Here is a 3,343-nt window from a genome sequence, read left to right as displayed (position 1 = left end):
GTCCAGTTTTTCTAAAGCTTCAATAGGAGAAAATGCTCCATTTGCATCTACTCTTAACTCAATTTCATCTGCCGAAAATTCTTTTCTTATCGATTTTAGAAGGTTAATTTCTTCGTAAAAATTAATAGCACCAATTTTCATTTTAATACAAGAAAAACCTGTTTTTAATTTTTCTTGAATTTGTTGTTTCATAAACTCTTTATCCCCCATCCAAACCAAACCATTAATAGGTATAGCTTGGTTTCCTTTCGTAAATTCCGATGGAAATAACTCAAATTTATCATTACTTTTTAAAGATAAAAATGCCTGTTCCAAACCAAATTGAATGGAAGGAAAATCAAAAACTTCAACTAATAATTTCTCTAAACCTAGATGAATGTGCTTGCAAACCCATTGTAATTTTTCTTCGTAATTAGGTACATCATCTGCACTTAATCCTCTAAACAAACCTGTTTCTCCAATACCAATTTTACCATTTTCTTCTAAAATGATAAACCAAGTTTCTTTGGTTTTTAAAATTCCACGAGATGTACCACTGGCATTTTTAAATTCTAATATGTATTTTTTGTAGCTGGCTTTTATCAAAATAAATTATTTTTCTTCTAAAAAGGCTTTAAAATTATTTAAATACGATTGATCTTGTTCTCTAAAAGTGCTCTTAAAATAAGGAAAAATACAAGCCATTACGTAAGAATCGCTTTGGCAACTAGCATTTAAAGTAACAGTTGTAATCCCATTTTCTTCAGAAAAAAGATAATCGTCTTTTTTTAACATGTTTTCTGCATCGTAAAAAAGAGTCATTTTTTCATTGGGTATGTATGCCATTATTTTTTCTGTCATTGTAATTTTCTCCCCTTGATTTAACAGAACCAAATTGTATACGCTACCAGTTATACCTGGGTTTTTATTAATTGTTTCTACAGATTGTATTTCTGGAATCCAATTTTTTACGCTGTCTATTTTAGCAAAGGTGCTAAAAACTTCTGCTACAGGTTTATTGATACTAACTTTTGCTGTGTAAGTAGTTTCTTTAACCACCAAACCTGTAATTAAAAAGGCGCCAATTAAAACAGATATGATAATTAATATTACTTTTATGGTTTTCATTATATTTTATTTTTAAAAGGATGTACTTGCAATGCTAAATAAAATCGCAAATAAAAAGGTACTTAGAGCTACTTTTTTTAATTCGCCATCTAATTCTGATGGATTTTTATTTTTGGCTACTGTAATACAGTTTTTAATTAAAGGGATAAAAGCAACCAAAAATATACATTGATAAATAGACCAAAAATCTAAAAAAGTATACACTAAAGCAGTAATTAAAGCGCCAAAAATTAATAAATAATGATAGATTTTCGCTTTTTTTGTACCTATTTTTACCACTAAGGTGTTTTTGTTATTCTCTTTATCTTGATCGCTATCACGTAAATTGTTTAAATTTAATACTGCTGTACTTAACAAACCAATAGAAATTGCAGGTAAAAATATTTTAAAATTGATGTTTTTTGTATATAAAAAATAACTACCCACAACACTTAGCAAACCAAAGAATAAAAATACAAACAAATCTCCAAAACCACTATAACCATATGCAGAGTTACCAACTGTATATTTTATGGCTGCTGCAATGGAGGCTATACCTAACCCAAAAAAAAGTATGGAATAGCCAAAATTTTCGCTACCAAAAGCCACGTAAATTAAAAATAAAGCAATAATTAAGGTAATGATTGTTGTTATCATCATTGCCATTTTCATTTGCTTTGGTGAAATGGCCCCAGAAGAAACCATACGTGCTTCTCCTGTTCTATTCTTATCTGAACCTTTGACACCATCTCCATAATCGTTCGCAAAATTAGATAACACTTGAAAACCAATTGTGGTTAAAATGGCTAACCAAAAGATTGGAGTTCTCCATAAAGTAATTGTACTGTCTGCATACATTACATCTCCAAAACCTAACCTACTCCCCACAATAATTCCAGAAATAGACAAAGGTAAAGTTCTTAAACGCGCTGCTTTTATGTAACTTTTTACATCCATGATTTTCTACTAGTTTCTACTTTATACAACGTGTAATTATAAATTTTTTCTGCTTTTTCTAAAGATATACAAGGAATTTTAACCTTACCAGATGCTGTTTGAAACACCACATCTACCACATTTTTTCTGGCTTGAAAAATGGTTTGTTTCAACTTGATGTTTTGTACTTTAAAAAAAGGCAAATAGGTTTTGTGTGTTTCTAAAATTCCTGAACCAATTAATAGTACGTTTTCAGAAAATTTAAAAATTCTTTTTCTGTAAAAAACTTCGACAGAAATAATATAAATAGGTATAATAATTCCATTGATCCAAAAAGCATTGTAATCTTCCATCCCAAAAAAGAAAAGTATGTTTAATGGAATAAAGAAAAATAAAGACCTAAAATAATTTCTAGACTTTAAATAAGAGTGAGAATTTTCGAAATTTAGGTCTTGTAAACCAACATTAAAAGTTAATAACTCTTTTACTGCTTTAATTTGAGCATCTTTACAACCTACTATTTTTATAACTTTATCTTTTTGATTTTTAGAACCGGTTTTACCACTTATAGCTTGCTTAAAAGTGATAAATGAGATGCCTAACTTTCTTTTTATTGGATTGGTAGAAATGGTAATATGTTGTATTTTATTTCTTTTTAAAATTACCGATTTTTTTGTGGTTAAACCTTGATAAATTTCTAATGCGTTGTTTTTCACATAAACAGTTAAATTAAAGTGTCTTAGCACCACCCTAACTACCGAACTTAAAACAGCAACTATGGTAAAAAACATGAGCAAGCCAACAATTAAAATAACATTTGTTTCTAATGCTGATGTATTTTCTGAGATGTAATTATCTAAAATTTCTCGTTTTCCTAAACCATCAAAAAGTTCGCTAATTTGCTGGAAAAAACCTACCAAAAGTGCAAATAATATTAATAAACTTTGTAAATGATTTTCTGTAAGACTTACTTTCATCAACTCTAAAAAACCAACTTTTAATAAAGGTTTTTCTGTAGTTTCTTCTTTGTTAGAAATTTCTTTTTTATCGAAAACAGTAATAGATTTTTTTAATGCTTTTGCCTCAGTAAAAGACAGAGCTTTAATAGAAATTTCTGCTTTGGTAGAACCTGCAGTTTCTATATTTACTTCGTGCACATTTATGATTTGCTGTATAATATTTTGCTTAAAATTAATGTTCTGAATCCTATCAAAAGGGATAGAAGTATTTGTTTTTTTTAAAATTCCTTTTTTTAAAATAAAATGATTGTTTTCTATTTTAAACTGAAAGTTTTTAAAAATTAAATAGGCTCTTATTAGAA

The 3,343-nt window shown here is 28.2% G+C and carries 4 protein-coding genes; all 4 read right to left on the bottom strand.

Features of this window, described 5'->3' with window-relative positions:
• Positions 1-585 (bottom strand): enolase C-terminal domain-like protein (locus ACTG3S_RS13365; protein WP_439129839.1); only part of this gene is annotated, 585 nt, incomplete at its 3' end.
• A gap of 6 nt (positions 586-591) precedes the next feature.
• The gene (locus tag ACTG3S_RS13360; protein ID WP_439129838.1) at positions 592-1,107 is read right to left on the bottom strand and encodes an SRPBCC family protein; all 516 of its coding nucleotides are present in this window, start codon (positions 1,105-1,107) and stop codon (positions 592-594) included.
• A 12-nt stretch (positions 1,108-1,119) separates the two neighbouring features.
• Positions 1,120-2,043 (bottom strand): 1,4-dihydroxy-2-naphthoate octaprenyltransferase, encoded by a 924-nt coding sequence (gene menA, locus ACTG3S_RS13355; RefSeq protein ID WP_439129837.1) that lies wholly within the window; start codon positions 2,041-2,043, stop codon positions 1,120-1,122.
• Positions 2,034-3,343: PH domain-containing protein (locus tag ACTG3S_RS13350; RefSeq protein WP_439129836.1), on the bottom strand; the 1,310-nt coding region annotated here is incomplete at its 5' end. The genes menA and ACTG3S_RS13350, both read right to left, overlap by 10 nt.

Source organism: Polaribacter sp. (genome assembly GCF_965656025.1).
Taxonomy (GTDB): domain Bacteria; phylum Bacteroidota; class Bacteroidia; order Flavobacteriales; family Flavobacteriaceae; genus Polaribacter.
The sequence above is the reverse complement of the archived record's forward strand: the minus strand, read 5'-3'. Positions and strand labels throughout refer to the sequence as shown.

Bases quoted from the DNA above. Each gene is read 5' to 3' on its own strand.
- ACTG3S_RS13360 (WP_439129838.1), bottom strand. From the start codon at position 1,107: ATGAAAACCATAAAAGTAATATTAATTATCATATCTGTTTTAATTGGC.
- menA (WP_439129837.1), bottom strand. From the start codon at position 2,043: ATGGATGTAAAAAGTTACATAAAAGCAGCGCGTTTAAGAACTTTACCT.